Source organism: Cellulomonas sp. NEAU-ZC6 (assembly GCF_056844425.1).
This window is the reverse complement of sequence record NZ_JBXFYH010000001.1, coordinates 1010414-1034015: the sequence shown is the minus strand read 5'-3', so window position 1 is coordinate 1034015 and position 23602 is coordinate 1010414. Positions and strand designations below refer to the sequence as shown.

The 23602-nt window shown below is 73.3% G+C and carries 23 protein-coding genes; 11 read left to right on the top strand and 12 right to left on the bottom strand.

Features of this window, described 5'->3' with window-relative positions; all coding sequences use genetic code 11:
* Window positions 1-22: 22 nt before the first annotated feature.
* Genes AC1050_RS04765 through AC1050_RS04740 form a run of 6 tightly spaced genes read right to left on the bottom strand, consistent with a single transcriptional unit; the run spans window position 23 to window position 6673 of the window.
* Window positions 23-1834 carry a TIM barrel protein gene (locus tag AC1050_RS04765; protein ID WP_482386225.1) on the bottom strand — a complete coding sequence of 604 codons (1812 nt, stop codon included), beginning with the start codon at window positions 1832-1834 and terminating at the stop codon, window positions 23-25.
* Window positions 1831-2853 carry a phosphotriesterase family protein gene (locus AC1050_RS04760; RefSeq protein ID WP_482386224.1) on the bottom strand — a complete coding sequence of 341 codons (1023 nt, stop codon included), beginning with the start codon at window positions 2851-2853 and terminating at the stop codon, window positions 1831-1833. Before AC1050_RS04760 ends, AC1050_RS04765 begins: the two co-directional genes overlap by 4 nt.
* The gene (locus AC1050_RS04755; RefSeq protein ID WP_482386223.1) at window positions 2850-3887 is read right to left on the bottom strand and encodes a DctP family TRAP transporter solute-binding subunit; all 1038 of its coding nucleotides are present in this window, start codon (window positions 3885-3887) and stop codon (window positions 2850-2852) included. The genes AC1050_RS04760 and AC1050_RS04755 overlap by 4 nt, the downstream gene beginning before the upstream one ends.
* A 13-nt stretch (window positions 3888-3900) precedes the next feature.
* Window positions 3901-4824, bottom strand: coding sequence for a shikimate dehydrogenase (locus tag AC1050_RS04750; RefSeq protein ID WP_482386222.1), 924 nt, complete (start codon window positions 4822-4824; stop codon window positions 3901-3903).
* Window positions 4821-6095 (bottom strand): TRAP transporter large permease, encoded by a 1275-nt coding sequence (locus AC1050_RS04745; RefSeq protein ID WP_482386221.1) that lies wholly within the window; start codon window positions 6093-6095, stop codon window positions 4821-4823. Before AC1050_RS04745 ends, AC1050_RS04750 begins: the two co-directional genes overlap by 4 nt.
* Window positions 6092-6673: a TRAP transporter small permease gene (locus AC1050_RS04740; RefSeq protein WP_482386220.1), complete on the bottom strand. Its 582-nt coding sequence runs from the start codon at window positions 6671-6673 to the stop codon at window positions 6092-6094. The genes AC1050_RS04745 and AC1050_RS04740 overlap by 4 nt, the downstream gene beginning before the upstream one ends.
* Window positions 6674-6749: 76 nt before the next feature.
* On the opposite strand from AC1050_RS04740, the gene AC1050_RS04735 reads away from it, so the two are divergent.
* Entirely contained in the window at window positions 6750-7742 is a 993-nt protein-coding gene (locus AC1050_RS04735) for a LacI family DNA-binding transcriptional regulator (RefSeq protein ID WP_482386219.1), read from the top strand.
* 33 nt (window positions 7743-7775) lie between these two features.
* Here AC1050_RS04735 and AC1050_RS04730 read toward each other — a convergent pair whose 3' ends face one another.
* Window positions 7776-8678: an SDR family NAD(P)-dependent oxidoreductase gene (locus AC1050_RS04730; protein ID WP_482386218.1), complete on the bottom strand. Its 903-nt coding sequence runs from the start codon at window positions 8676-8678 to the stop codon at window positions 7776-7778.
* A gap of 93 nt (window positions 8679-8771) precedes the next feature.
* Here AC1050_RS04730 and AC1050_RS04725 point away from each other — a divergent pair, with 93 nt between their 5' ends.
* The 3 genes from AC1050_RS04725 (at window position 8772) to AC1050_RS04715 (ending at window position 11211) form a co-directional block, all read left to right on the top strand.
* Complete coding sequence (locus AC1050_RS04725) at window positions 8772-9437, top strand: TetR/AcrR family transcriptional regulator (protein ID WP_482386217.1); 666 nt, start codon at window positions 8772-8774, stop codon at window positions 9435-9437.
* Between the two features lie 218 nt (window positions 9438-9655).
* On the top strand, window positions 9656-9970 hold the full coding sequence (locus AC1050_RS04720; protein WP_482386216.1) for an NIPSNAP family protein: 315 nt from the start codon (window positions 9656-9658) through the stop codon (window positions 9968-9970).
* A gap of 86 nt (window positions 9971-10056) precedes the next feature.
* Window positions 10057-11211 carry a class I SAM-dependent methyltransferase gene (locus tag AC1050_RS04715; RefSeq protein WP_482386215.1) on the top strand — a complete coding sequence of 385 codons (1155 nt, stop codon included), beginning with the start codon at window positions 10057-10059 and terminating at the stop codon, window positions 11209-11211.
* A gap of 1 nt (window position 11212) precedes the next feature.
* Here AC1050_RS04715 and AC1050_RS04710 read toward each other — a convergent pair whose 3' ends face one another.
* Window positions 11213-11959, bottom strand: coding sequence for an ABC transporter permease (locus AC1050_RS04710; protein WP_482386214.1), 747 nt, complete (start codon window positions 11957-11959; stop codon window positions 11213-11215).
* Between the two features lie 80 nt (window positions 11960-12039).
* On the opposite strand from AC1050_RS04710, the gene AC1050_RS04705 reads away from it, so the two are divergent.
* From AC1050_RS04705 to AC1050_RS04675, 7 genes are all read left to right on the top strand, one after another.
* Window positions 12040-12480 (top strand): DoxX family protein, encoded by a 441-nt coding sequence (locus AC1050_RS04705; RefSeq protein WP_482386213.1) that lies wholly within the window; start codon window positions 12040-12042, stop codon window positions 12478-12480.
* Window positions 12481-12678: 198 nt separating this feature from the next.
* Window positions 12679-14079 carry a trigger factor gene (tig, locus tag AC1050_RS04700; protein WP_482386212.1) on the top strand — a complete coding sequence of 467 codons (1401 nt, stop codon included), beginning with the start codon at window positions 12679-12681 and terminating at the stop codon, window positions 14077-14079.
* Between the two features lie 257 nt (window positions 14080-14336).
* Window positions 14337-14957: an ATP-dependent Clp protease proteolytic subunit gene (locus AC1050_RS04695; RefSeq protein ID WP_454051656.1), complete on the top strand. Its 621-nt coding sequence runs from the start codon at window positions 14337-14339 to the stop codon at window positions 14955-14957.
* Window positions 14958-14997: 40 nt separating this feature from the next.
* Window positions 14998-15699, top strand: coding sequence for an ATP-dependent Clp protease proteolytic subunit (locus AC1050_RS04690; RefSeq protein ID WP_482386211.1), 702 nt, complete (start codon window positions 14998-15000; stop codon window positions 15697-15699).
* A 229-nt stretch (window positions 15700-15928) separates the two neighbouring features.
* Window positions 15929-17221, top strand: a complete 1293-nt coding sequence (clpX, locus tag AC1050_RS04685) for an ATP-dependent Clp protease ATP-binding subunit ClpX (protein WP_482386210.1) — start codon at window positions 15929-15931, stop codon at window positions 17219-17221.
* Between the two features lie 115 nt (window positions 17222-17336).
* Entirely contained in the window at window positions 17337-17693 is a 357-nt protein-coding gene (locus AC1050_RS04680) for a chorismate mutase (RefSeq protein WP_482386209.1), read from the top strand.
* Between the two features lie 143 nt (window positions 17694-17836).
* Window positions 17837-19039, top strand: coding sequence for a baeRF2 domain-containing protein (locus AC1050_RS04675; protein WP_482386208.1), 1203 nt, complete (start codon window positions 17837-17839; stop codon window positions 19037-19039).
* A gap of 100 nt (window positions 19040-19139) precedes the next feature.
* On the opposite strand, the gene AC1050_RS04670 is transcribed toward AC1050_RS04675, so the two are convergent.
* The 4 genes from AC1050_RS04670 to AC1050_RS04655 form a co-directional block, all read right to left on the bottom strand.
* Complete coding sequence (locus AC1050_RS04670; RefSeq protein WP_482386207.1) at window positions 19140-20954, bottom strand: AMP-dependent synthetase/ligase; 1815 nt, start codon at window positions 20952-20954, stop codon at window positions 19140-19142.
* Between the two features lie 171 nt (window positions 20955-21125).
* The gene (locus tag AC1050_RS04665) at window positions 21126-21905 is read right to left on the bottom strand and encodes an amino acid ABC transporter ATP-binding protein (protein WP_482386206.1); all 780 of its coding nucleotides are present in this window, start codon (window positions 21903-21905) and stop codon (window positions 21126-21128) included.
* Complete coding sequence (locus AC1050_RS04660) at window positions 21902-22711, bottom strand: amino acid ABC transporter permease (protein WP_482387240.1); 810 nt, start codon at window positions 22709-22711, stop codon at window positions 21902-21904. Before AC1050_RS04660 ends, AC1050_RS04665 begins: the two co-directional genes overlap by 4 nt.
* Window positions 22712-22748: 37 nt before the next feature.
* Window positions 22749-23579, bottom strand: coding sequence for a transporter substrate-binding domain-containing protein (locus tag AC1050_RS04655; protein WP_482386205.1), 831 nt, complete (start codon window positions 23577-23579; stop codon window positions 22749-22751).
* Window positions 23580-23602 lie beyond the last annotated feature (23 nt).

The following is a 23602-nucleotide window of genomic DNA, read 5'->3' as shown; positions in this document are numbered from 1 at the left end:
GGGCGGTGAGGTCCTGTCCCGGTCAGCGCCGCGCCAGGTGCTGGGCCGCGAGCCGGACGGGTGCACCGGCTGCTCCGTAGCCGTCGTAGCCGCCGTCCCGCTGGACGAGCTCGAAGAACACCGCACCGACCGTGCGCGTGTAGAAGTGCCGGAACTCGCCGCCCGCGTCGTCGCGGTCGTACAGCACGCCGAGCTCGCGCATCTCGTCGAGGAGCGCCTCGGGCAGGTCGAACCGGGCGGCCAGGTCGTCGTAGTAGTTCGCGGGGATCGGCAGGGGACGCAGCCCCCGCGCGCGTGCGGCCCGCGCCGCCGCCATGACGTCCGGGCTGCGGAAGGCGACGTGCTGCGGCAGCCCGTGGTCCAGCACCGGCGCCACGTTGAGCGCCAGCCGGACGGCTCCGTCGTCCGAGCGCATCACCCGGCTGCGCACCAGCCCGGTCGGCGCGGCGACCTCCTGCGTGCCCTGCGAGCGCAGCGCGAGCACGCTGGTGTGGAAGAGGGCGGACTCCTCGAACGCCTGCCACTGGTGCGCGAGGTTGACGTGGTCGATCGTGAGGGCGGGCCCGCGGCGCGGCTGGTCCCCGCCGTCGAACTCGGGGACCCACGCGGGTTCGCGGACCGAGGGCTCGGCGAAGAAGACCTCCGTGCCCTCGGGCGTCCGGAACGCCACCAGGTCCTGCTCGCCGGCGCGGGTGCGGCGGAACACCGACGGTGCCCCCAGCAGACGGGCGCGGCGCACGGACGCGACGGGGTCGGTGACCTCCACGCCGATCGCGGCGAGCGTCGGTGACCACTCGCGCGCCAGGTGCTCGTTGCACAGCACGCGGGCCGTGCCCTGGCTCCAAAGGCGCACCGGCTTGCTCCGGTGGTGGCCGCGGAACGTGAAGCCCAGGAGCCGGAGCATCTCGTCCACCTCGCCGGCGTCCTCGGCCTTGACCTCGACGAAGTCGAACGCGACCGGCTGGCCCACGTCCGGCAGGCTGCTCGGGCCGTCGGGCCGCCGGGTCCGCAGGGGCCGCCGGGCGACCTGGTCCTCCAACCAGGTCAGCGAGCGCTTGGCCTGACGGGCGGTGCGCTCGACGTCGGTCTGCCGGAACGTGTCGTTGAAGACCTCGAGCGAGACCGGACCGGTGTACCCGGCGTCGAGCACGTGCCCGAGGAACGACGGGAGGTCGAACGAGCCCTCGCCCGGGAACAGCCGGTGGTGCCGGCTCCAGGACAGGACGTCCATGGTGAGGCTGGGTGCGTCCGCCAGCTGCAGGAAGAAGATCTTGTCGGCCGGGATCTGCTCGATCGCGGCCGGGTCGTGGCCGCGGGACAGGATGTGGAAGCTGTCGAGGCACACCCCGACCGCCGGGTGGTCGGCCCGCTCGACGATGCGCCACGCGCGCCGGTAGTCGTCGACGAAGCGACCCCAGGCGAGCGCCTCGTAGGCGATCCTGACGCCGTGCGCCGCCGCCTCGTCGCCGAGCCGGCGCAGCTGGTCGGCCGACACGGCGTCGTCGTCGACGGAGGCGGTGCCGACGTTCGAGCAGACGAGCACGGTCTCGGCCCCGAGGCGCTGCATGAGCCGGAACTTGGCGCGGGCCCGGTGCAGGACCGCGGCGAACTCGCTCTCGGTGACGCCCTCGGCATCCCGGAAGGGCTGGTAGAGGTCGATGCCGAGGCCCAGCCGCCGGGCCAGCGCGGCGACCTCCTCGGGGCTCGACGGTGACGCCAGCAGGTCCGGCTCGAACAGCTCGACGCCGTCGAACCCGGCCTCCGCGCAGGCGTGCAGCTTCTCGGTCAGCGTCCCGCTGAGGCAGACCGTGGCGATCGACGTCCGCAGGCTCACCGCTCCTCCTCCCCGCGCGCCGTCCCGGCGTGCGCCACGGCCGGTCGACCGGCGAGCAGCCGGGCCGGGTTGGTCACCAGCATCTGGTGCAGGTCCTCGTCGCTCGCGCCGCCGGCGCGGAGCATCGGCAGCACCCGGTCCGGCAGGTTGGCGGCGTGCCAGTGCGGCGCGTGCGTGCGCCGCCAGGACGGCGGGGTGACCCGGCTGTAGTACGCGGCGTCGTGCGAGAGCACCATGCGGTCGGCGTACCCGAGGCGCAGGAGTGCCAGGACCGTGCGGACGCGGCGGTCGTCCGGGAGCAGGTGCTCCATGCCGAACCGGTCCATGCCGAGCGTGGCGCCGTCGTCCATCAGGGCGCGCAGCTCGTCGAGGTCCTCGCTGTCGCCGCTGTGCCCCAGGACGACGCGACCGGGGTCGACGCCTTGCCGCACCAGCAGGTCGAGCGCCTCCCGGCCGCGGTGGGTCGCCGGATCGGTGTGGACGGTGACCGGCACGCCGGTCCGCCGGTGCGCGGCGGCCGCCGCGAGCAGGACGCGCAGCACGTCGGGCGTCGCACCCGGCCGGTCCAGCACCACCTTGAGCATCGCGGCGCGCACCCCGGTGCCCGCGATGCCGTGCCGGATGTCGTCCACGAACAGCTCCTCGAGCGGGTCCGGGCCGTCGAGCAGGCGACCGGGACCGCGCACCGCGAAGGTGACCGGCAGCGCCTGCGGCGCGTACCAGCCGGTGCTGGCCACCAGGTGGACCGGGACCTGGGCGGCCACCCGGGCGACCAGGGCGACGTCGCGTCCGAGCCCCGGCACGGTGAGGTCGACGACGGTGCGCACGCCGAGACGGTGCAGGCGGCGCAGGCCGTCGACCGCGGTGGTGACCAGCGCCTCCCGGTCCCACTCCGGGTCCGGCAGGTTCACCTCCAGCTCGTGGTCGCGCACGAACACGTGCTCGTGCACCAGCGTCGTGCCGAGGTCGGCCGCGCGGACCGGGCCCCGGAACGTCTGCACCTGGCCGTCGGCTGTCATTCCGCGGCGGACCTGATCGCCTCGTAGACGGCCAGCTGCTCCGGCGTGAAGTTCTCCCGCAGGTACTCGTCGGCCTGCGTGCGGAACGCCTCGACGTCGACGTCGTCGACGACCTCCATGGCGCCGGTCTCCTGCCACTCGGCGAGCGTCGCCTCCTCGTCCTCCGTCACGCAGTCGGGCACCTGCTCCATCGCCGTGTCGACGGCCGACTGCAGCGCGTCCTGCTGCTCGGCGGACAGGTCGCCCCACACCTCGCCGATGATCACGAGGTTGGAGTTCGCCTGGTGGGAGGACATGCTGATGTAGTCCTGCACCTCCTGCAGGTTGCTCGCGTCGATGTTGACGATCGGGTTCTCCTGGCCGTCCACCGTCCCCTGCTGCAGCGCCAGGAAGAGCTCCTCGTACGCCACCTCGGTCGCCTCCGCCCCGAGGGCCTTGGCGTTCATGAGGAACTGCTCCGAGGCGGGGAACCGCATGCGCAGCCCCTCGAGGTCCTCGGGCGCGCGGATCGGCTCGTTCGCGGTGAAGTGGCGCATGCCCGCGGACCAGGCCCCGAGCGTGTGCACGCCGGTCGCGTCCTCGAAGCCCGTCAGGAGCTCGTCGGAGGCGTCGTCGGCGAAGAACCGCGCGAGGTGCTCGCCGTCGTCGAACGCGTAGGCCGCGTCGAGCACGCTGACCGGCTCGTAGACCGCACCCAGGGCGGAAGCGCCCTGGATGTCCATGTCGATGTCGCCCGAGACGACGGAGGCGATGCGGTCGGCGTCCCCGCCGAGCTGGCTGCCCGCGAAGACCTCGACCGTGAGTCCGACGTCGGCGGCCGCGACCTCGTCGGCGATGACCTGCGCGCCGCAGCGGTGCTGCGGCTGGGCCTCGGTGTAGCTGTGCGCCAGCCGGAGCGTGACCTCCTCGGTGGTGGCACCGCCACCGCCCCCGTCGGTCTCGTCGGCGGGATCGCCGTTCCCGCCGCACGCCGTGAGCGCGGTGAGCGTGACGACCGCTCCCGCGAGCAGGGCGGCTCGGGTGTTCCCTCGCATGGACATCTCGACCTCACTTCGTTGTGGAGGTCCCCGGAGCCGGGAGCCCCGGGGTGTGGCGACGACCGCCGGGCTCGCCGGCGACCAGCTCGTCGAAGTCGCGGAACATGGCCGACCGGTCGGCTGGTCGGCCGGTGATCAGCTCGAACGCGTCTGCCGCCTGGTGGACGGCCATCCCGGCCCCGGACAGCGTCCGGCACCCGCGGTCGTGCGCCCGGCGCAGCAACGGGGTGTCGAGCGGGCGGTAGACGATGTCGGCCACCCACAGCCGGTGGTGCAGGAGGTCGGTGTCGAGCGGCGCGCCCGGGTGATCGGCCATCCCCACGGGGCTGGTGTTCACCATGCCGGCGACCCGGGCGAGGGCCTGGGCGAGGTCGGGCCCCCGGACGGCGTCCACGCGCATCTCCGTACGGGCGTCCTCCAGGGAGCGGAGGAGCGCCTCGAGGTGCTTCGGGTCGGGATCGGCGACGAGGAGCCGCTGGACGCCCAGCCCGCCCAGCGCGTGCGCGACCGCCGTCCCCGCGCCGCCCGCGCCGAGCAGCAGCACCTCCCCGAGGTCGACGTCGGGCAGGCCGTCGCGGAAGGCCGCGGCGAACCCGGTGACGTCGCTGTTGTGCCCGACGGTGCGCCCGTCCCGGACGGCGACGGTGTTCAGCGCCCCGATCGCGGCGACCGCCGGCGACACCTCGTCGACCAGCGGCACCACGGCCCGCTTGACCGGGTGGGTCACGTTGAGGCCGTCGAAGCCGAGCTCCACGGCGGCACCCAGCAGCTCCCGCAGGCGCTCGTGCCCCAGGCGGTCGTCCCGGAGGTCCACGGTCTTGTAGACGTAGCGCAGGCCCTGGCGCACGGCTTCCCGCTCGTGCAGCTCGGGTGTGAGGGAGGGTCCGACGCCCTGGCCGAGGAGGCCCGCGAGGACGGACCGTCGCGCGGTCACAGCCCCAGCCTCTGCGGGAGGTAGAGGATCGCGTCGGGCCACAGGATGATCGCGACGCACAGCAGCAGCAGGGGGACCATGAACGGCAGCGAGCCCCAGAACACCTCCGACATGCGCGCCTTGGCGATCGCCTGCAGCACGAAGATGACCGTGCCGACCGGTGGCGTGAGCAGGCCGATCATCTGCGAGAGGATCATGAGGACGCCCAGCGCGATGGGGTCCACGTCGTAGGCCGCCGCGATCGGCATGAGGATCGGCACGGTGAGGGTCAGCACCGCGATCGCGTCGAGAGCCGTACCGAGGACCAGCGAGAGGACCAGGACCAGCAGCAGGAAGACGGTCGGGTCGGTGGTGACGCCGAGGATCCACTCGGAGATCACCTGCGGCACGCGTTCACGGGCGAAGATGTAGCCGAGGAGGTTGGCCGACGCGACGATGAGCAGGATCGCGCCGGAGGTCAGCACCGACTCGACGAGGATCGTGGGCAGGTCGCGCCAGTGCAGCGTGCGGTAGGCGAATCCGAGCACGCCGATGTACGCGGCGCCCACGGCGGCCGCCTCGGTGGGCGTGAACCAGCCGCTGAGGATGCCCCCCAGGATGAGGGCGGGGGCGACCAGCACACCGAGCACGCCGCGCGCGGTCCGGCCCAGGTCGTCGCGGTCGAACCGGGTGACCCGGATGCCTGGCTCGCGGCGCACCCAGATGAACACCACGACGCACAGCCCGAGCGCCATCAGGAGCGCCGGCACCACGGACGCGGCGAACATCGCGCCGGTGGACACGGCGGCGAGCCCGGCGTAGATGACCGCCGGGATGCTCGGCGGCATGACCGGGGCGATCAGCGCCGAGGAGCCGGAGACGCCGAGCGCGAACTTCTTCGAGTAGCCCTCGCGCAGCATCGCCGGGATCTGGATCTTCCCGAGCGCGGCGGCGTCGGCGACGGCCGAGCCGCTGATCCACGAGAACCCGACGCTCACGCCGACGCTCACGTACCCCAGGCTCCCGCGCACCCGGCCCAGCAGCGCGAGGGCGAACGCGTACAGGCGGTCCGCGATCCCCGCGTGGCTCGCCAGCGAGCCGAGCAGGATGAACAGGGGGACCGCGAGCAGGGGGAAGCTGGCCGTGGACTGCGCGACCAGCCGCAGCGACAGCCCGAGTGACTGCCCGGTGGTGAGCAGGTAGACCAGCGACGGCCCGATGAACGCGAACGCCACCGGCACGCGCGCCAGGAGGAGCGCGGTGATGAGCAGGCACAGCACGAGGAGGCTCATGCGCCCGCCACCTCCTGCGGTGCGGTGCCGGGTTCCGACGGGTCGGGGACCCCGAGCACCGCGAACCCGAGCGCGGCGACCGTCGCCCGCAGGGTGGTGCTGACGAAGCCCACGATCGAGATCCCGTAGAGCCACGACATCGGCATGCCCATGGCGGGGGAGCGCAGCACGCCCTGCGTCTGCACGAGGGCCCACGCCTCCGCCGTCAGGAGGGCCCCCACCGCGGCGACCGTGAGGCAGGCCACGACGCGGACGACCCGGCGGACGAGCGCGTTCCGGACCGCGTCGATGCTCTCGATCGCGATGTGCGAGTCGCTCGAGACCAGCACGCCCGCGGTGACGAACGTGAGCCAGACGAGCGAGAAGCGAGCCAGCTCCCCGGTCCACGGCCAGCCCTCCACGGGGAGGTAGCGCTGCAGGGCCTGGACGAGGACCAGCACGAAGATGATCAGCATCGCCGCGACGCCCAGACCGAGCTCCACGGCCGTGAGCGCCCTGATCGTCCGGGCGACCGGCCTCGGTGGATCGGCGAAGAACGACCGCACCCTGCCGCCGTCGCCAGATGTGATGTGGTTCACAGCCGTGACGCTAGGGAAACCGCGACGAGGACGGCAAGGGGTTGCCAAGTGTTGCCGGAGCGAGTTGGCTGACGGCGTGCGGGGCCCGACGATCTACGACGTCGCGAGGGCGGCCGGGGTGGCGACCTCGACCGTCTCCCGGGCGTTCTCCACGCCCGGACGGGTCGGCGCCGCGACCCGGGAGCACGTGCTCGAGGTGGCCGAGGAGCTCGGGTACCGGCCCAACCCGCACGCGCGCGCGCTGCTCTCGGACCGCCACTCGACCGTCGCGATGGTCGTCTCGGACATCGCGAACCCCTACTACTTCGAGCTGATCCGCGGCGCCGAGATGCGGGCGAAGGCGTCGGACCACACGCTCGTGCTCGTCAACGCCGAGGAGTCCGCGCGGATCGAGCTGGAGCAGATCCAGCGGCTGATGCCGGCCGTGGACGGGTTCGTGCTCGCGGCGAGCAGGCTCCCCGACGAGAACCTCACCCGTCTCGCGGAGCAGCGACCCGTGGTGCTCGTGGGCCGCGAGCTCGCCGGGCTGCCGTGCGCCCTGCTCGACCACGTGGAGGGCTCGCGGCAGATCGTCCAGCACCTGGACTCGCTGGGGCACCAGCACCTCGTGTACCTGGCGGGGCCGAGCAGCTCGTGGATGGCGGCGACGCGCTGGGCGGCCCTGCGGCGCGCCGCCCACGACGTCGGCATGACGGCCGACCGCGTGGGTCCCTTCACCCCGCGCGTCTCGCAGGGCGGGGTGGCCGCGGACGCCGCGCTCAGCACGGGGGCCTCCGCGATCGTCGCGCACAACGACCTGCTCGCGATCGGGGTGATCCAGCGTCTGCAGCAGCGTGCCGTGCGGGTCCCGGAGGACGTCTCGGTCGTCGGCTTCGACGACATCTTCGCCGCGGAGCTGTGCACGCCACGGCTCACGACGCTCGGCGGCGCGCACGCCGAGGTCGGGCGGGCGGCCGTCGAGATCCTGCTCCGGGCGGCGGCTCGTGGGCGCGAGCCCGGCAAGCCGCCGGTCCGCGTCGAGCTCCCCACCGAGCTCCGGCTCCGCGAGTCCACCGGGCCGCGGAGGTAGCCGCGTCGGGCGGGGGCCACCGGCGGGTGCCGGCTACCCCCGGGGGAACGTCACCCCGGTGAGCGCCTCGGAGACCGTCCACAGGCGTTGCTGGGTGGTCCGGTCGTAGGAGGCGGGGCTGGAGGTGACCACCTTCGGGTACCCCCGCACCTCGCCCCGGTTGCCCGGACCGTAGTACTGCCCGCCGAGGACAGCCGGGTCGGCGGCTGCGCGCAGGACCGGCAGGGCGCCCATCTCGGCCGGCTGCGTGAGCAGCGGCGCGAGCCAGGTCACCGGCAGCCGGAGCGCGGCGGGGGTGTTGCGGACGAGCTCGGTGTTCGACACGCCAGGATGAGCGGCCACCGCGACCGTGCTGCCGTGCCGGGCGAGCCGGCGCTGCAGCTCGTACGTGAACATCAGGTTGGCCAGCTTGGACTGGCCGTAGGCGGCGACGCGACTGTACGAGCGCTCCCATTGCAGGTCGTCGAAGTGGATGCCGGCGCGGATGCGGTGCCCGGTGCTGCTGACGGTGACGACCCGGGAGCCGGTGACCGGCAGGAGCCGGTCGAGCAGCAGGCCGGTCAGGGCGAAGTGGCCGAGGTGGTTGGTGCCGAGCTGCAGCTCGAAGCCGTCGGCGGTGGTGCGCCGGGGGGTGTACATCACGCCGGCGTTGTTGATCAGGAGGTCGATGCGCGGGTGGGCGGCGCGGAGGTCTGCTGCGGCGGACCGGATCGAGTTCAGGGAGGTCAGGTCGAGCGCCTGGAAGGCGACGTCGCCGGTGATGCGGGCGGCCGCCTGCTTGCCCTTCTCGACATCTCGGACCGCGAGGACCACCGTCGCCCCTCGGGCGGCCAGCATCCGGGCCGTCTCGAAGCCGAGTCCCGTGTTGGCGCCGGTCACGACCGCCACCCTGCCCTGCTGGTCGGGGATGTCCTGCTGGGTCCAGTCGTGGCTCATGACTCGCTCCTAAAAGACCGCCGGTTTGATACTGCGAACGTAAAGGACCGCTGGTCTGCTGTCAAGGGACCAGCGGTCCGATACGGTGGGTCGGTGACCTTCCAACGCGCGCGGAGCGAGGAGCAGAAGGAGATCCGCCGCCGGGTCATCCTGGACACGGCGGCGGCGATGCTCGACGAGATGCCCGTGGCCGAGGTGAGCCTCAACGAGCTCAGCCGGCGGGTGGGCCTGGCCAAGTCGAACGTCCTGCGGTACTTCGAGTCGCGCGAGGCGGTGCTGCTCGAGCTGCTGGACGACTTCCTGGGCAGCTGGCTCGACCAGCTCGACGGGGAGCTGGCCGCGGGTGTCGAGGCGACCGCGGCGCCGGAGGTCCGGGCCCGCCAGCTCGCCGAGACGCTCAGTCGCTCGCTGGCGGGCCGGGTCGTGCTGTGCGACCTGTTCGGTGCGCAGGGCGGCGTCCTGGAGCACAACGTCTCGATCGACGTGGTCAAGCGGCACAAGCGCTCCTCGCTGGCCAGGCTCGCCACGATGACCGCGCTCGTGCGCCACCACGTGCCCGAGCTGGGCGAGGGCGCGCAGCCGTTCTGCCTGATGAGCCTCGTCTCGGCGGGCGCCTTGTCGTCCTACGTCCCGCCGCCGCCGACCCTGCTCGCCGCGTACGCGGACGAGCCCGAGCTCGGCGTGCTGCACGTGGACCTGCGCGAGGCGCTGCGGATGGCCTTCACGTCGGCGCTGCTGGGTGTGCTCCCGCGCGCCTGAGTCGGTCGAGGCCGGGGAGTCCCGCGCGCGGCGACGGCGCGCTGCGCCAGCAGCTCGGCCCCGAGGCGTCGGGCATGGCCGCGGACCGGGCGACCGTCCTGGCGGCGGAGGTCGCCGCCGCGCGGGAGCTCGCGCTCACGACGGACGAGGTGCGCTGACCTGCGCACCTGCCGGTGCGCCGCGGCCGGCGGCCCGGGTGCGGGTGCCATGATCTCGCGATGATCACGATCCACCTCCGCTATGAGATCGACCCCGACCAGATCGACGTCTTCACGGACTACGCCGAGCGCTGGATCCGCCTGGTGAACCGCCTCGGCGGCGACCACCACGGCTACTTCCTGCCGGCGGAGGGGGACAACGACGAGGCGTTCGCGCTCTTCACGTTCCCCTCGCTGGCCGACTACGAGCGCTACCGGACGGCCGCCGAGACCGACGCGGAGTGCATCGAGGCGTACGAGCTGGCGCGGACCAGCGGGTGCATCCGCCGGTTCGAGCGCCGGTTCCAGCGGCCGGTGTTCCCCGAGCGCGGCTGACGCGGCGGTGGTGCCGGTCCACCGGGCGTGGACCGGCACCGCGGGGGCGGAGCCGACGTCCACCGCCGCCGGATAGGCTCGGTGACGTGGACGCGGCGGTGGGGCAGGACCAGACCGACGTGCTCGCCGACCTCCGGCGGGCTCCCGACCTCGAGGCGCCGAACCTGCACGCGGTCGACGCGAGCGACCGGCTCGTCCTCGACGAGGCCGCGCCCGCGCTGACGGCGGCGACCGGCCCGGAGGTCGTCGTCATCGGTGACCACCACGGCGCGCTGACGCTCGGCGCGATCACGAGGCACGGGCTGTCCGGGGTCCGCACGCACCAGGACCGCCTGCTCGGCGAGCGGGCGCTGCACGCGAACGCCGAGCGGCTCGGAGTGGGCGGGTTCGCCTCCCACGGGCTGACGCCCGGACTCGTGGCGGGTGCCCGGGTCGTGCTGCTCCAGCTCCCGCGGTCGCTCGACGCGCTGGACGAGATCGCCGCGCTGATCGCCGAGCACGCCGAGCCCGACGTCGTCGTCGTGGCGGGCGGGCGCGTCAAGCACATGACGACGGCGATGAACGACGTCCTGGAGCGCCACCTGGCCAGCGTGCAGGCGCGCCTCGCCCGGCAGAAGTCGCGCGTCCTCGTGGCCTCGGGGCCGCGGCCGGCCGACCGTCGGGCGGCACCGCGCTGGCCCGAGCGGCGCGAGCACCCGGACCTCGGCCTCACGGTGTGCGCCCACGGCGGCGCGTTCGCCGGGGCGGGGATCGACATCGGCACGCGCGCGCTCCTCGCGCACCTCGATGCGGTGCCGACGGACGTCGCGTCGGCTGTCGACCTCGGCTGCGGCACGGGGGTGCTGGCCGTCCTGCTCGCGCGTGCCCGGCCGGGTCTGACGGTCACGGCGACCGACGAGTCCGCCGCGGCGGTCGCCTCCGCCCGGGCGACGGTGGCGGCGAACGGCCTTGCCGACCGGATCGCCGTGGTGCGGGCGGACGCCGCCGGCCCTGTTCCCGACGCGAGCGCCGACGTCGTGCTGCTCAACCCGCCGTTCCACGTAGGCGCGGCGGTGCACGCGGGGATCGCCCGCGCGTTGTTCGCGGACGCCGCCCGGGTCCTGCGACCCGGCGGTGAGCTGTGGGCGGTGTGGAACTCCCACCTGCGCTACCGGCCGACGCTGGAGCGGGTCGTCGGGCCGACCCGGCAGGTGAGCCGCGACCCCAAGTTCACCGTCACGGTCTCGACGCGCGCGACGTAGCTCAGTCCGTGGGCCGGTGCCGCCCGAGCCGGGTGGCCAGCAGCCGCGCCGTCAGCACCCCCGCCACGGTCTGCGCCGCCAGCAGCCCCACCAGCACGAGCAGCTGCACCTGCGCCGCCTGCGCCGGGCTCGCGCCGCCGAGCAGCAGCCCGACGAACGCACCCGGCAGCGTGACCAGCCCGGCGGCCCGCGTCTGGTCGACGGCGGGTGTCAGCGCCCGGGCCACCGCCCGCCGGCCGTGCGCGGCGACCGCCTGCGGCCCCGTCGCCCCGAGCGCGAGCCACCCCTCCACGACGTCCCACTCCGCCCAGGTGTCGTCGCGCAGCCGGAGGCCGGTCACCGAGGCGGCCGCCATCGTGCCGCCGATGATCTGCGCGGTGAACGGCAGCAGCGTCGGGGCCCCGATCGTCAGCGCGCCGCTGGCGACGACCGGCACCACGGCCGTGACGGTCCCGGCGGCGACGGCGAGCAGCAGGGCCGGGAAGGTGCCGCGGCCGAGGCCGATCCGGCGGACCGAGGTCCACGCCGCGACCCCGAGCATCACCAGCAGGTAGAGCCAGGCGGCGCCGGGGTGCTGGAAGACCCAGGCGATGACGGCCGCCACCGCCGCCAGCTGCACCGCGGCCCGCGCGACGGCGACCACGGCCTCCCGGCGCACCGGGACCCGGGCCGCTGCGGCCACGGCGACCACCACGCCGACCAGGACGGCGAGCGCGAGCGCGGTCCGCAGCACGGTGCCGGTGGTCATGGGGCCGCACGCTACCGGCGCGACGGCCGGCGCCCGGTGTGGTCTGATGGGTAGACGAAGTCGTCTACCGAGGGGTCGTCATGGCGGAGCAGCAGGCAGGGCGCGGCGAGGTCGCGCGGCACATCGGGCGGGTCGGGCTCGGGGCGGTGCTGGCCTTCGCCGGGACGAGCCACCTGACCGTCGCCCGCGAGGAGTTCCAGGCGCAGGTGCCGGGGTGGGTCCCGGTCGACGAGGACCTGGTGGTCCTGGGGTCCGGCGTGGTGGAGATCGCGCTCGGCGCGGCGCTCGCCCTGGCGCCCCGGCGGTACCGCACGGCGGTCGGCTGGACCGCGGCCGCGTTCTTCGTCGCGATCTTCCCGGGCAACGTCTCGCAGTACGTGACGCACACCGACGCGTTCGGCCTCGACACCGACGCCAAGCGCCTCGCGCGGCTGCCGTTCCAGGCCGGCCTGGTGGCGTGGGCGCTGTGGTCGACCGGTGCGTTCCGCGCGTGGCGGACGAGCCGCCGGCGCCGGGCCTGACGCCGGCTCCGGCGCGCCCCGCTTTGGCGACGGCGGGAGCCCGTGGCGTAGGCTGCTGGGGCCGGTGCGGCGAGCCATGCCCGCACGCGCCGAAGCGTGCCGCCCCTCGGGGGAAGCGGGGAACCGTCCCGCCGGCTCGCCCCAGCGCCCCACGCCGGACCCCCGGCGCAGACATCCGAGCAGTTGGAGACCACTGAAGTGAAGAGCGCCGTCGAGACCCTGGACCCCACCAAGGTCAAGCTGACCGTCGAGGTGTCGTACGACGAGCTCAAGCCGAGCATCGATCACGCGTACGAGCACATCGCGGAGCAGGTGACCATCCCCGGTTTCCGCAAGGGCAAGGTGCCGCCGCGGATCATCGACCAGCGCGTCGGTCGCCCGGCCGTCATGGAGCACGCCGTCAACGAGGGCCTGTCCGGCTTCTACGCCGAGGCCGTCCGCGAGAACAAGCTGCGCCCGCTCGGCCAGCCCGAGGTCGACGTCACCAAGGTCCCCGGCCTGACCGCCGACGACGCCCAGGGCGACCTGGTCTTCACCGCCGAGGTCGAGGTCCGTCCCGAGATCGAAATCCCCTCGCTCGAGGGCTTCTCCGTCACGGTCGAGGGCACCGAGATCTCCGACGAGGACGTGCAGGGTCGCCTGGACGCGCTGCGCGAGCGGTTCGGCACGCTGGTCGGCGTCGACCGCCCGGCCGCCGAGAAGGACTTCGCCGTCATCGACCTGGTCGCGAAGATCGCCGACGAGGAGGTCGACACCGTCTCCGGCGTCTCCTACCAGATCGGCTCGGGCAACATGCTCGAGGGCCTGGACGAGGCGCTGACCGGCCTGTCGGCCGGCGAGACCACGACGTTCGAGACCACGCTGGTCGGCGGCGACCACGCCGGCGAGGTCGCGCAGGTCACCGTCACCGCGTCCTCCGTCAAGGAGCGCGAGCTGCCCGAGGCCGACGACGACTTCGCCCAGATGGCGTCGGAGTTCGACACGATCGACGAGCTGATGGCGGACCTGCGCGAGCAGGCCGGCAAGGTCAAGGGCCAGAACCAGGCCGTGCAGGCGCGCGACCTGCTGCTGGAGCAGCTGCTCGAGCAGCTGGACATCCCGGTCCCGTCCGGCGCCGTGGAGGCCGAGGTGCACCGCCACCTCGAGTCCGAGGGCCGCCTGGAGGACGACGTGCACCGCGCCGAGGTCGCCGAGCAGGCCACCACCGCGCTGCGCAACCAGATCCTGCTGGACACCCTGGCCGAGAACCTCGAGGTCAAGGTCAACCAGGGCGAGCTCGTCGACTACCTGGTGAGCGCGTCCCGCCAGTACGGCATGGACCCGAACACCTTCATCCAGACGGTCGACCAGCAGGGCCAGATCCCCGCGATGGTCGCCGAGGTGGCGCGCTCCAAGGCGCTCGCCGTGGCGCTGCGCAGCGTGGCCGTCGTCGACGGCGCCGGTGCGCCCGTGGACCTGTCCGAGTACATCGGCTCGGACGAGGACGACGCCGCGCAGGACGCGCTGGAGGCCGCCACGGCCGCCGCCGCCGAGGGCGACGAGGCCGAGACCACGGAGGCCACCGAGGCCGAGGCCACGGAGACCGACGCCAAGGCCTGACCCCCACGCTCCGCACGAGGGCCCCGCACCGATCCCGGTGCGGGGCCCTCGGTCGTCCGCCCTGCGTCCCGGGCGGCGAGGTCGTCAGAAGGCGGCGAGGTCGTCACGTGCACCTGACGACCTCGCCCACGTGTGACGACCTCGGGCGGGCAGGCGCCCGTGCGCCGACAGCGAAACGGGGGGTCAGCGGGACGAATGCCGCCGTGCCCGGGCGTTAGGGTCGCTGACAAGCAACCAAGCCTGACGAGGGAGCCTTCGTGAACGACCAGACGCCGGCGATCGCCCGGGCCGAGTCCGGGGGACTCGGCCTCAACGACTCCATCTACAACCGGCTCCTCAAGGAGCGGATCATCTGGCTGGGTTCGGAGGTCCGTGACGACAACGCGAACGCCATCTGCGCGCAGATGATGCTGCTCGCGGCGGAGGACCCCGACAAGGACATCTTCCTGTACATCAACTCGCCCGGCGGCTCCATCACCGCGGGCATGGCGATCTACGACACGATGCAGTACATCCAGCCGGACGTCGCCACCGTCGCGATGGGCATGGCCGCCTCGATGGGGCAGTTCCTGCTCTCCTCGGGGGCCAAGGGCAAGCGCTACGCGACCCCGCACGCCCGCGTGATGATGCACCAGCCGTCCGGCGGCATCGGCGGCACCGCCACCGACGTGCGGATCAACGCCCAGCTGATCCTGCACATGAAGACGGTGCTCGCGGAGCTGATCGCCGAGCAGACCGGCAAGACGCACGAGCAGATCACCGCCGACTCGGACCGCGACCGCTGGTTCACCGCGCCGGAGGCGCTCGAGTACGGGTTCATCGACAAGGTCGTCACGCACGCCGGCGCGGTCACCGGCGGCGGCGGCACGCAGTCCTGACGCCGCGCCGACCCCACCAGACCACGCAGAAGGAGAACCCGTGAGCACCGAGTCGCAGTTCATCGCCCGCGCCGGGCGCCTCGCCGGCGGCTGGGGCGGCGCGCCCGCCCAGCTGCCGTCGTCCCGGTACGTGCTGCCCCAGTTCGAGGAGCGCACGGCCTACGGCTTCAAGCGCCAGGACCCGTACACCAAGCTGTTCGAGGACCGCATCATCTTCCTCGGCGTGCAGGTGGACGACGCCTCCGCGGACGACGTCATGGCCCAGCTGCTCGTGCTGGAGTCGACCGACCCCGACGGCATCATCACGCTGTACATCAACTCGCCCGGCGGCTCGTTCACCGCGCTGACCGCGATCTACGACACGATGCAGTACATCAAGCCGCAGATCCAGACCGTGTGCCTCGGCCAGGCGGCCTCGGCCGCGGCGGTCCTGCTGGCGGCCGGCACGCCGGGCAAGCGCCTCGCGCTGCCGAACGCCCGCGTGCTGATCCACCAGCCCGCGATGGAGGGCGGCGGCTACGCCCAGGCGTCCGACATCGAGATCCACGCCAACGAGCTGATCCGGATGCGCGAGTGGCTCGAGGCGACCCTCGCGCACCACACGGGCCGGCCGCTCGAGCAGGTCCGCCAGGACATCGAGCGCGACAAGATCCTCACGGCGGCCCAGGCCCACGAGTACGGGATCGTCGACCAGGTGCTCGAGAGCCGCAAGGGCGTCGTCGCGACGACCGTCGAGCCGTGACCCCCTCCGCCCGCCCCGGGCCCGCCGCGCGCGGTCCCGGGGCGGGCGGTCCGGCGTCCGCGGGCGGGTGACGTCCGCGCGACACGCCCGACGCCGGGACCAGCAAGGCTGACACCGCGCCCGCAGTGGTGTGGAATGGTTCGACGAGCGCCCCGCAGGGGGCGCCGTGCCGAGGGATCGGCGACGACGCGACCGCGGACCGCGGTCGCACCGAGGGAAGGGGACGCACGTGGCTCGCATCGGGGACGGCGCTGACCTTCTCAAGTGCTCGTTCTGCGGGAAGTCGCAGAAGCAGGTCAAGAAGCTGATCGCGGGCCCGGGCGTCTACATCTGCGACGAGTGCATCGAGCTCTGCAACGAGATCATGGAGGAGGAGCGCGCGGAGGCCACCGAGATCGGCATGGTGGAGCTGCCCAAGCCGAAGGAGATCTTCGCGTTCCTCGAGCAGTACATCGTCGGTCAGGAGCCCGCCAAGCGGTCGCTCGCCGTCGCGGTCTACAACCACTACAAGCGGATCCAGGCCGGCGAGGCCGCATCGACCGCCACGGTGGGTACGGCGCAGGCGGAGGAGTCCGTCGAGATCGCCAAGTCCAACATCCTGCTGATCGGCCCGACCGGCTGCGGCAAGACGTACCTCGCGCAGACGCTGGCCAAGATGCTCAACGTCCCGTTCGCGCTGGCGGACGCCACGGCCCTGACCGAGGCGGGCTACGTCGGCGAGGACGTCGAGAACATCCTGCTCAAGCTGATCCAGGCCGCCGACTTCGACGTGAAGAAGGCCGAGACCGGGATCATCTACATCGACGAGATCGACAAGATCGCCCGTAAGAGCGAGAACCCGTCGATCACGCGGGACGTCTCCGGCGAGGGCGTGCAGCAGGCGCTGCTCAAGATCATCGAGGGCACGACCGCCTCGGTGCCGCCGCAGGGCGGGCGCAAGCACCCGCACCAGGAGTTCATCCAGATCGACACGACGAACGTGCTGTTCATCGTCGCGGGCGCGTTCGCCGGGCTGGACGAGATCATCACGTCGCGCGCCGGCCGCCGCGGCATCGGCTTCGGCGCCCCGCTGCACTCCGCGGACGACCGCGACGTGTACGGCGACGTCATGCCGGAGGACCTGCTGAAGTTCGGGCTGATCCCCGAGTTCATCGGCCGCGTCCCCGTCATCACCACCGTGTCGCCGCTCGACCAGTCGGCCCTGGTGCGGATCCTCACCGAGCCGCGCAACGCCCTGGTGAAGCAGTACCAGCGGATGTTCGAGATCGACGGCGTCGAGCTCGAGTTCACCGCCGACGCCGTCGAGGCGATCGCCGACCAGGCGCTGCTGCGCGGCACCGGTGCCCGCGGGCTCCGGGCGATCATGGAGGAGGTCCTCCAGCAGGTGATGTTCGAGGTGCCGAGCCGCGACGACGTCGAGCGCGTGGTCGTGACCCGCGAGGTCGTGCTGGAGAACGTCAACCCGACGCTCGTGCCGCGGCAGGTCCCGGCCAAGCGCACGCCGCGCGAGAAGAGCGCCTGAGCACCCGCACCGCAGCACGGCCCGACGGCCCGGTCCCCGGCAGGGGGACCGGGCCGTCGCCCGTCTGGTGACCGCCTGCGGCAGCGGCCGCGGCGGCGCCCCTACGATCGGGGGCGTGACGACTGCACCGGCCTCCCCGACGCCCCCGCCCGAGCTCGCCCGGCTGCGCGGCAGCATCGACAACATCGACGCGGCGCTGATCCACCTGCTGGCCGAGCGGTTCAAGGCCACCCAGCAGGTCGGCGTGCTCAAGGCCCGGCTCGGCCTGCCGGCGTCCGACCCGGGGCGCGAGGCGCAGCAGGTCGGCCGGCTGCGCGCGCTCGCGCACGACGCGGACCTGGACCCGGTGTTCGCGGAGAAGTTCCTGGCGTTCATCGTCGAGGAGGTCATCCGGCACCACGAGGCGATCGCCGCGGGCCCGGACGGCCAGGGCGCCGCGGGGGAGGCCGAGGGGACGTCCGCCTCCGCCTGAACCCGCCCGACGGCGCTCCCGGGGTGGCGCGCGGGCGTCGGCTGTCAGAGGGTGGGAGGGGTCAGGACCGGTCGTCCGGCGGGCCCGCGGAGGTGCGCGCCGGCTCGGCCGACAACACGCAACCCCTTCTCGGAGGTCGCCTCGTGGAACTGCACTGGCTCAAGCCCCTTCTCGGCCGTCCCGCCCCGTTCGTGACGGTCCATCTCGACGCCACCCGCGCCGACGCGTCCGGAGACGAGGAGGTGGCGGGCCGGTGGCGCGCGCTGCGCAGGGAGCTCGAGCGCGCGGGCGCGGCCGCCGGCGTGCTGGACGACATCGAGGAGCGGGTCACCCGTCCCACGGGCGTCGGCGGCCCGCACGGCCGGGTCGTCGTCGCGGACGCGCAGGGCGTGGTCGTGGACCGCGTGCTCAAGGAGCCGCCGGCCCGGTCGACGGCGGTGCTGGACGACGTCCCGAACCTGCTGCCGGCCGTGCGCGCCGCGGACCAGGCCACCCGGTTCCTCCTGGTCGAGACCGACCGGCAGGGCGCCGACCTCACCTGGTCGGACGGGTCCGGCCTGCGCGACGCCGCGCGGGAGACGGTCGAGGGCGACCACGACGAGCTGCGCAAGGTCAAGGAGACGGGCGACGGCTGGCGCAGCCGCCGGGTGCAGATGCGCGCCGAGGACTCCTGGGAGCGGAACGCGGAGACCGTGGCGGCCGAGCTGGACCGGCAGATCGTGGAGAAGAAGCCCGAGGTCGTGCTGGTCACCGGCGACGTCCGGGCGGTGCCGCTGCTCTGCCACGCGGTGGCCCCGCGCACCCGGGACCTGATCGTCGAGGTGGCCGGTGGCTCCCGCGCGGAGGGCGTCAACCAGGAGGTGTTCCACCAGCGGGTCGCCGAGGCGCTCGAACGGTTCCGCCAGAAGCGCCGCGAGGGCGTGCTCGAGCAGTACCGCCAGGAGATCGGCCGCGGGGGAGCGGCGGTCACGTCCGTCGACGACCTCGTGACCGTCCTGCAGCGCGGGCAGGTGCGCGAGGTGGTGCTGCACGAGGACGTCACGCTCCCCGACGCGCCGCTGGCCGACCGCCAGCTCTGGGTGGGCCCGGACCCGCTGCAGATCGCCTCCAGCGAGGCCGACCTGGCCGGCATCGGCGTGACCGAGGGTGCCCGCAGGATGCGCGCCGACGTGGCGCTGCTGCGGGCCGCGCTCGGTCAGGACGCGGGCCTCACGCTGGCGCTGGACGGCCAGGTCGAGGTCGTCGACGGCGTGGGCGCGCTGCTCCGGTGGAACGACGGCTCGACGCCGAGCGAGGCGCTGCCGAGCCAGTCGGCCGACCAGGCGCGGCTGCACGACGTGGTCTGACGACGGCGGAGGTCCGGCACGACGACCGGACCCGCTGACGCGGACGACCCCCGGCCTGCCAGGCCGGGGGTCGTCTGCGTGGTGCCGCGGCGGCGAGCGCTCAGTGCTCCCGGGTGTCCACGTACAGCTGCTCGACGTCGCCCGCGAAGTCCTGGAGCACCAGTGCGCGCTTCACCTTGAGCGACGGCGTGAGGTAGCCGTTCGCCTCCGTGAAGTCGGTCTCCAGCACCCGGACCTTGCGGATGGACTCCGCCCGCGACACGGCCTCGTTGGCGCGGGTCGCGGCGCGGTCCAGCGCTGCCAGCACCTCGGGGTGCTTCCCGGCCGCGCGGACGTCCATCGCCGGCAGCCCGTGCATCGACAGCCAGCCGGGCAGCATGTCGGCGTCCAGGGTGACCAGCGCGCCGATGAACGGCCGCCCGTCGCCGACCACGACCACCTGGCTCACCAGCGGGTGGCCGCGGAACCGGTCCTCGAGCACCGCCGGGGCGACGTTCTTGCCGCCGGCGGTGACGATCAGCTCCTTGGCGCGGCCGGTCAGCCGCAGGTAGCCGTCGTCGTCGAGGGTGCCGATGTCGCCGGTCGCGAACCAGCCGTCGGCGTCCAGCACCTCCGCGGTCGCCTCGGGGTTGTCGTGGTACCCGCGGAACACGTGCGGGCCCCGGGCGAACACGTTGCCGTCGTCGTCCACCCGCACCGCCGTGCCGGGGTAGGCGGGGCCGACGGTGCCGATCTTGATCAGCCCGGGCCGGTTCACGGCGGACGGCGCGGTCGTCTCGGTCAGGCCGTAGCCCTCGAGCACCGACAGGCCCAGGCCGCGGTAGTAGTGGCCCAGCCGCTCGCCGAGCGGCGCGCCGCCGGAGATCGCGTAGCGCAGGTTGCCGCCCATCGCGTCCTTGAGCTTGCGCAGCACCAGCGTCGTGGCCAGGGCGTGCGCCGCCTTCAGCTGCGCCGAGGGGCCGTCGGCCGACTCGAGCGCCCGGGAGTAGGTGATGGACACCTTCGCGGCCCAGCGGAACAGCTTGAGCTTCGCGCCGTGGCCGGCCTTCTGCTCGGCGGAGTTGTAGACCTTCTCGAACACCCGGGGCACCGCGAGGATGTACGTCGGCCGGAACGACGCGAAGTCGGCCAGCAGGTTGCGGGTGTCCGGGGTGTGCCCGAGCGGGGAGCCCGCCTCGATCGCGACCATCTGGATGAACCGCGCGAACACGTGCGCCAGCGGCATGAACAGCAGCGTGCGCGACCCGGGGGTGGCGCAGACGTCCGCCAGGGCGGCGACGCCGTTGCGGGCGTTGTCGACGAAGTTGCCGTGGCTGAGCTCGACGCCCTTGGGCCGGCCGGTGGTGCCGGAGGTGTAGATGATCGTGGCCAGGTCGGCGCCGGTGGCCAGCGCGCGGCGGCGCTCGATCTCGGCGTCCTCGAGGCCGGCGCCGTCGGCGACCAGGCGCGCCAGCCCGCCGTCGTCGATGACCAGCACGTCGCGGACGGCGGGCACGGCCGCCCGGACCTGCCCGACCACGGCGGCGTGCGCGGCGGTCTCGACGATGACCAGCGAGGCGCCGGAGTTCGACAGGATCCACTCGACCTGCTCCGCCGACGAGGTCTCGTACACCGGCACGCCGACGCCGCCGGCGAACCAGATCGCGAAGTCGGTCAGCGTCCACTCGTAGCGGGTGCGGGACATGATGGCGACGCGGTCGCCCGGCTCGACGCCCTGCGCGACCAGGCCCTTGGCGAGCGCGGTGACCTCGCGGACGAACTCCGCGACGGTGACCGGCGCCCAGGACCCGCCCAGCCCCGCCGACCGCTCGAAGATGACGCTGGACGCGCCGCGGGCCAGCCGCGCGAGCAGCAGCCCGGGCACGTTCGTCGTGGGGTCGTGCGGGACGGGGGCCTCGGCGGCGAACTCGCGCATGCGTGCTCCTGGTCGGGCGGACGGGGTCGCGGGCGTCCGACCCGGCGAGCGGCGACGACCGTGCCCGCCATGCTACCGAGCGGGCCGGCGCCGCCCCGGGGCCCGGATCGCACAGCGCTGGGGCCCGCGGGTGGTGCGAACCCGACGGACCCGCAGGTCAGAACGGGACGATCAGGGCGTCGCGGTGTGCGTCGGGTCCAGCACGCGCTGCAGGAACGTCTGCGTGCGGGTCTCGCGCGGCGCGCCGATGACCTGGCTGGCCGGGCCCTCCTCGACGATGACGCCGCCGTCCATGAACACGACCCGGTCGCCCACGTCCCGCGCGAAGCTCATCTCGTGCGTGACGACGATCATCGTCATGCCCGCGTCGGCCAGGTCCCGCATGACGGCGAGGACGTCGCCGACCAGCTCGGGGTCCAGGGCGGACGTCGGCTCGTCGAACAGCATGAGCTGCGGGTCCATCGACAGCGCCCGGGCGATCGCCACGCGCTGCTGCTGGCCGCCGGACAGCTGGGCCGGGAGCGCGTCCGCGCGGTCCGCCAGGCCGACCCGCTCGAGGTTGGCGCGGGCGATCCGCTCGGCCTCGGCGCGGGACCGCTTGAGCACCTGCCGCTGGGCGACGGTGCAGTTCTCCAGCACCGTCTTGTGCGCGAACAGGTTGAACTGCTGGAACACCATGCCGACGTGCGTGCGCACCCGGTCGATGTCCACGTCCGGGTCGGTCACGTCGACGCCGAGCACCTCGACGGTGCCGCCGGTGGGCTGCTCCAGCAGGTTCACGCAGCGCAGCAGCGTCGACTTGCCGGACCCCGACGGGCCGATCACGCAGACGACCTCGCCGGCGCGCACGTCCAGGTCGATGCCGGTCAGCACCTCGCGCTCGCCGAACGCCTTGCGCAGGCCGGCGACGCGCACCACCGGGGCGGACGTCGTGGGGGAGTCGGTGCTCATGTGCGGCTCCTCGCGCCGGTGCGCTTCTCCAGGTACCGGGCCAGCTGGCCGAGCGGCAGGGTGATCAGCAGGTAGCAGGCGCCGATGACGAACAGCGGCGTCAGGCCGCCCTGCGCGCTGTTCAGCGCGTCCCGGCCGATCTTGGTCAGGTCGTACTGGCTGGTCGCCAGGCCCAGCAGGAACACCAGCGAGGTGTCCTTGGTCAGCAGGATGAACTCGTTGGTCATCGGTGGCAGCACGATGCGGAACGCCTGCGGGATCACGACGGTCGCCAGCGTGCGGCCGTGCGACATGCCGAGCGAGCGGGCCGCCTCGACCTGCCCCTTCGGCACCGCCTGCAGGCCCGCGCGCAGCGTCTCGGCGATGTACGCGGCCGACACCAGGCCGAGCGCGAGCGCCGCCTTGGTGGTGACCGAGCCGATGTTGACGCCGAACGCGATCGGCACGGCGTAGCCGAACGAGATCACGACCAGCAGCGCGGGGATGCCGCGGAAGAACTCGATGTAGACGACGGCGATCCACCGGTACAGCGCCACCGACGACAGCCGCATCAGCGCCAGGACCGTGCCGAGCGAGAGGCCGACCGCGAACCCGGCGAGCGTGTACTTCAGGGTGTTGACGAACGCGGCCGGGATCAGCGCCGCGATGTCGCCCGCGGCCTGGGTGTTGAAGAAGTTGGTCCCGACGTTCTCCCAGTCGATCGCCAAGGCGACGGCGACCAGGACGGCGACGATCAGCGCGTACTGGGCGGTGCGGAAGGCCCGCGCCCGCCGGCGGGGGCTCCACCGGCGCCGGGACGCGGGCATCGTCCCGGGCGCCGTGGTAGACGGCGTCGTCGTCACGTCAGCTGTCCGACGCGCTCGGCTCGGGCGACGCGGACTCCGAAGTCATCGGGGCGGTGCCGATGTACTGGGTGTAGATGTCGTCGTACGTGCCGTCCTCGCGGATCCGGTCCAGCGTGGCGTTCACGGCGTCGAGCAGCGCGGTGTTGCCCTGCTTCACGCCGAGGCCGTACTGCTCACCGGTGGAGAAGTTCGCGGAGACCTCGAAGCCCTCGGACACGAACGGGCCGAGCACGGCGATGTCGTTGACCGCGGCGTCGATCTGGCCGGTCTTGAGCGCCTGGACCTGCAGGCCGAGGTCCTCGAACTGCACAGTGTCCAGGCCGTTGTCCTGCGCCCAGGTCTCGCCGGTGGTCGCCTGCTGCACGCCGATCGTCTTGCCCTCGAGCGACTCGACGCTGTCGAGGTCGGAACCCTCCGGGACCAGCAGGCCCTGGTCGGCGTCGAAGTACGGCTCCGAGAAGTCGATCTTCGCCTGGCGCTCCTCGGTGATGGTGATCCCGGAGGCCACGACGTCGCAGTTGTCGGTGTTGAGGTCGGCGCCGGACTGGATGCCCTCGAACGGCGTGACCTTGGTGACCAGCTCGACGCCGAGGTCGTCCGCGACCTCCTGGACGATCGCGATGTCGAGGCCGACGACCTCGCCGTCCTCCTCGTACTCGAACGGCTCGTACGGCGGGTTGGTGCAGACGGTCAGCGAGCCGGCCGTGACCAGCTCGACGCCGCCCTCGGAGCCGTCGCCGGAGGCGGCGTCGTCGCCACCGCCGCAGGCGGCGAGCAGCAGGGACGCCGCGACCGCGGCGGGCAGGACGGCGAGGTGGCGAGTGCGCATCGGGGGAGTACTCCTCGTGGGGG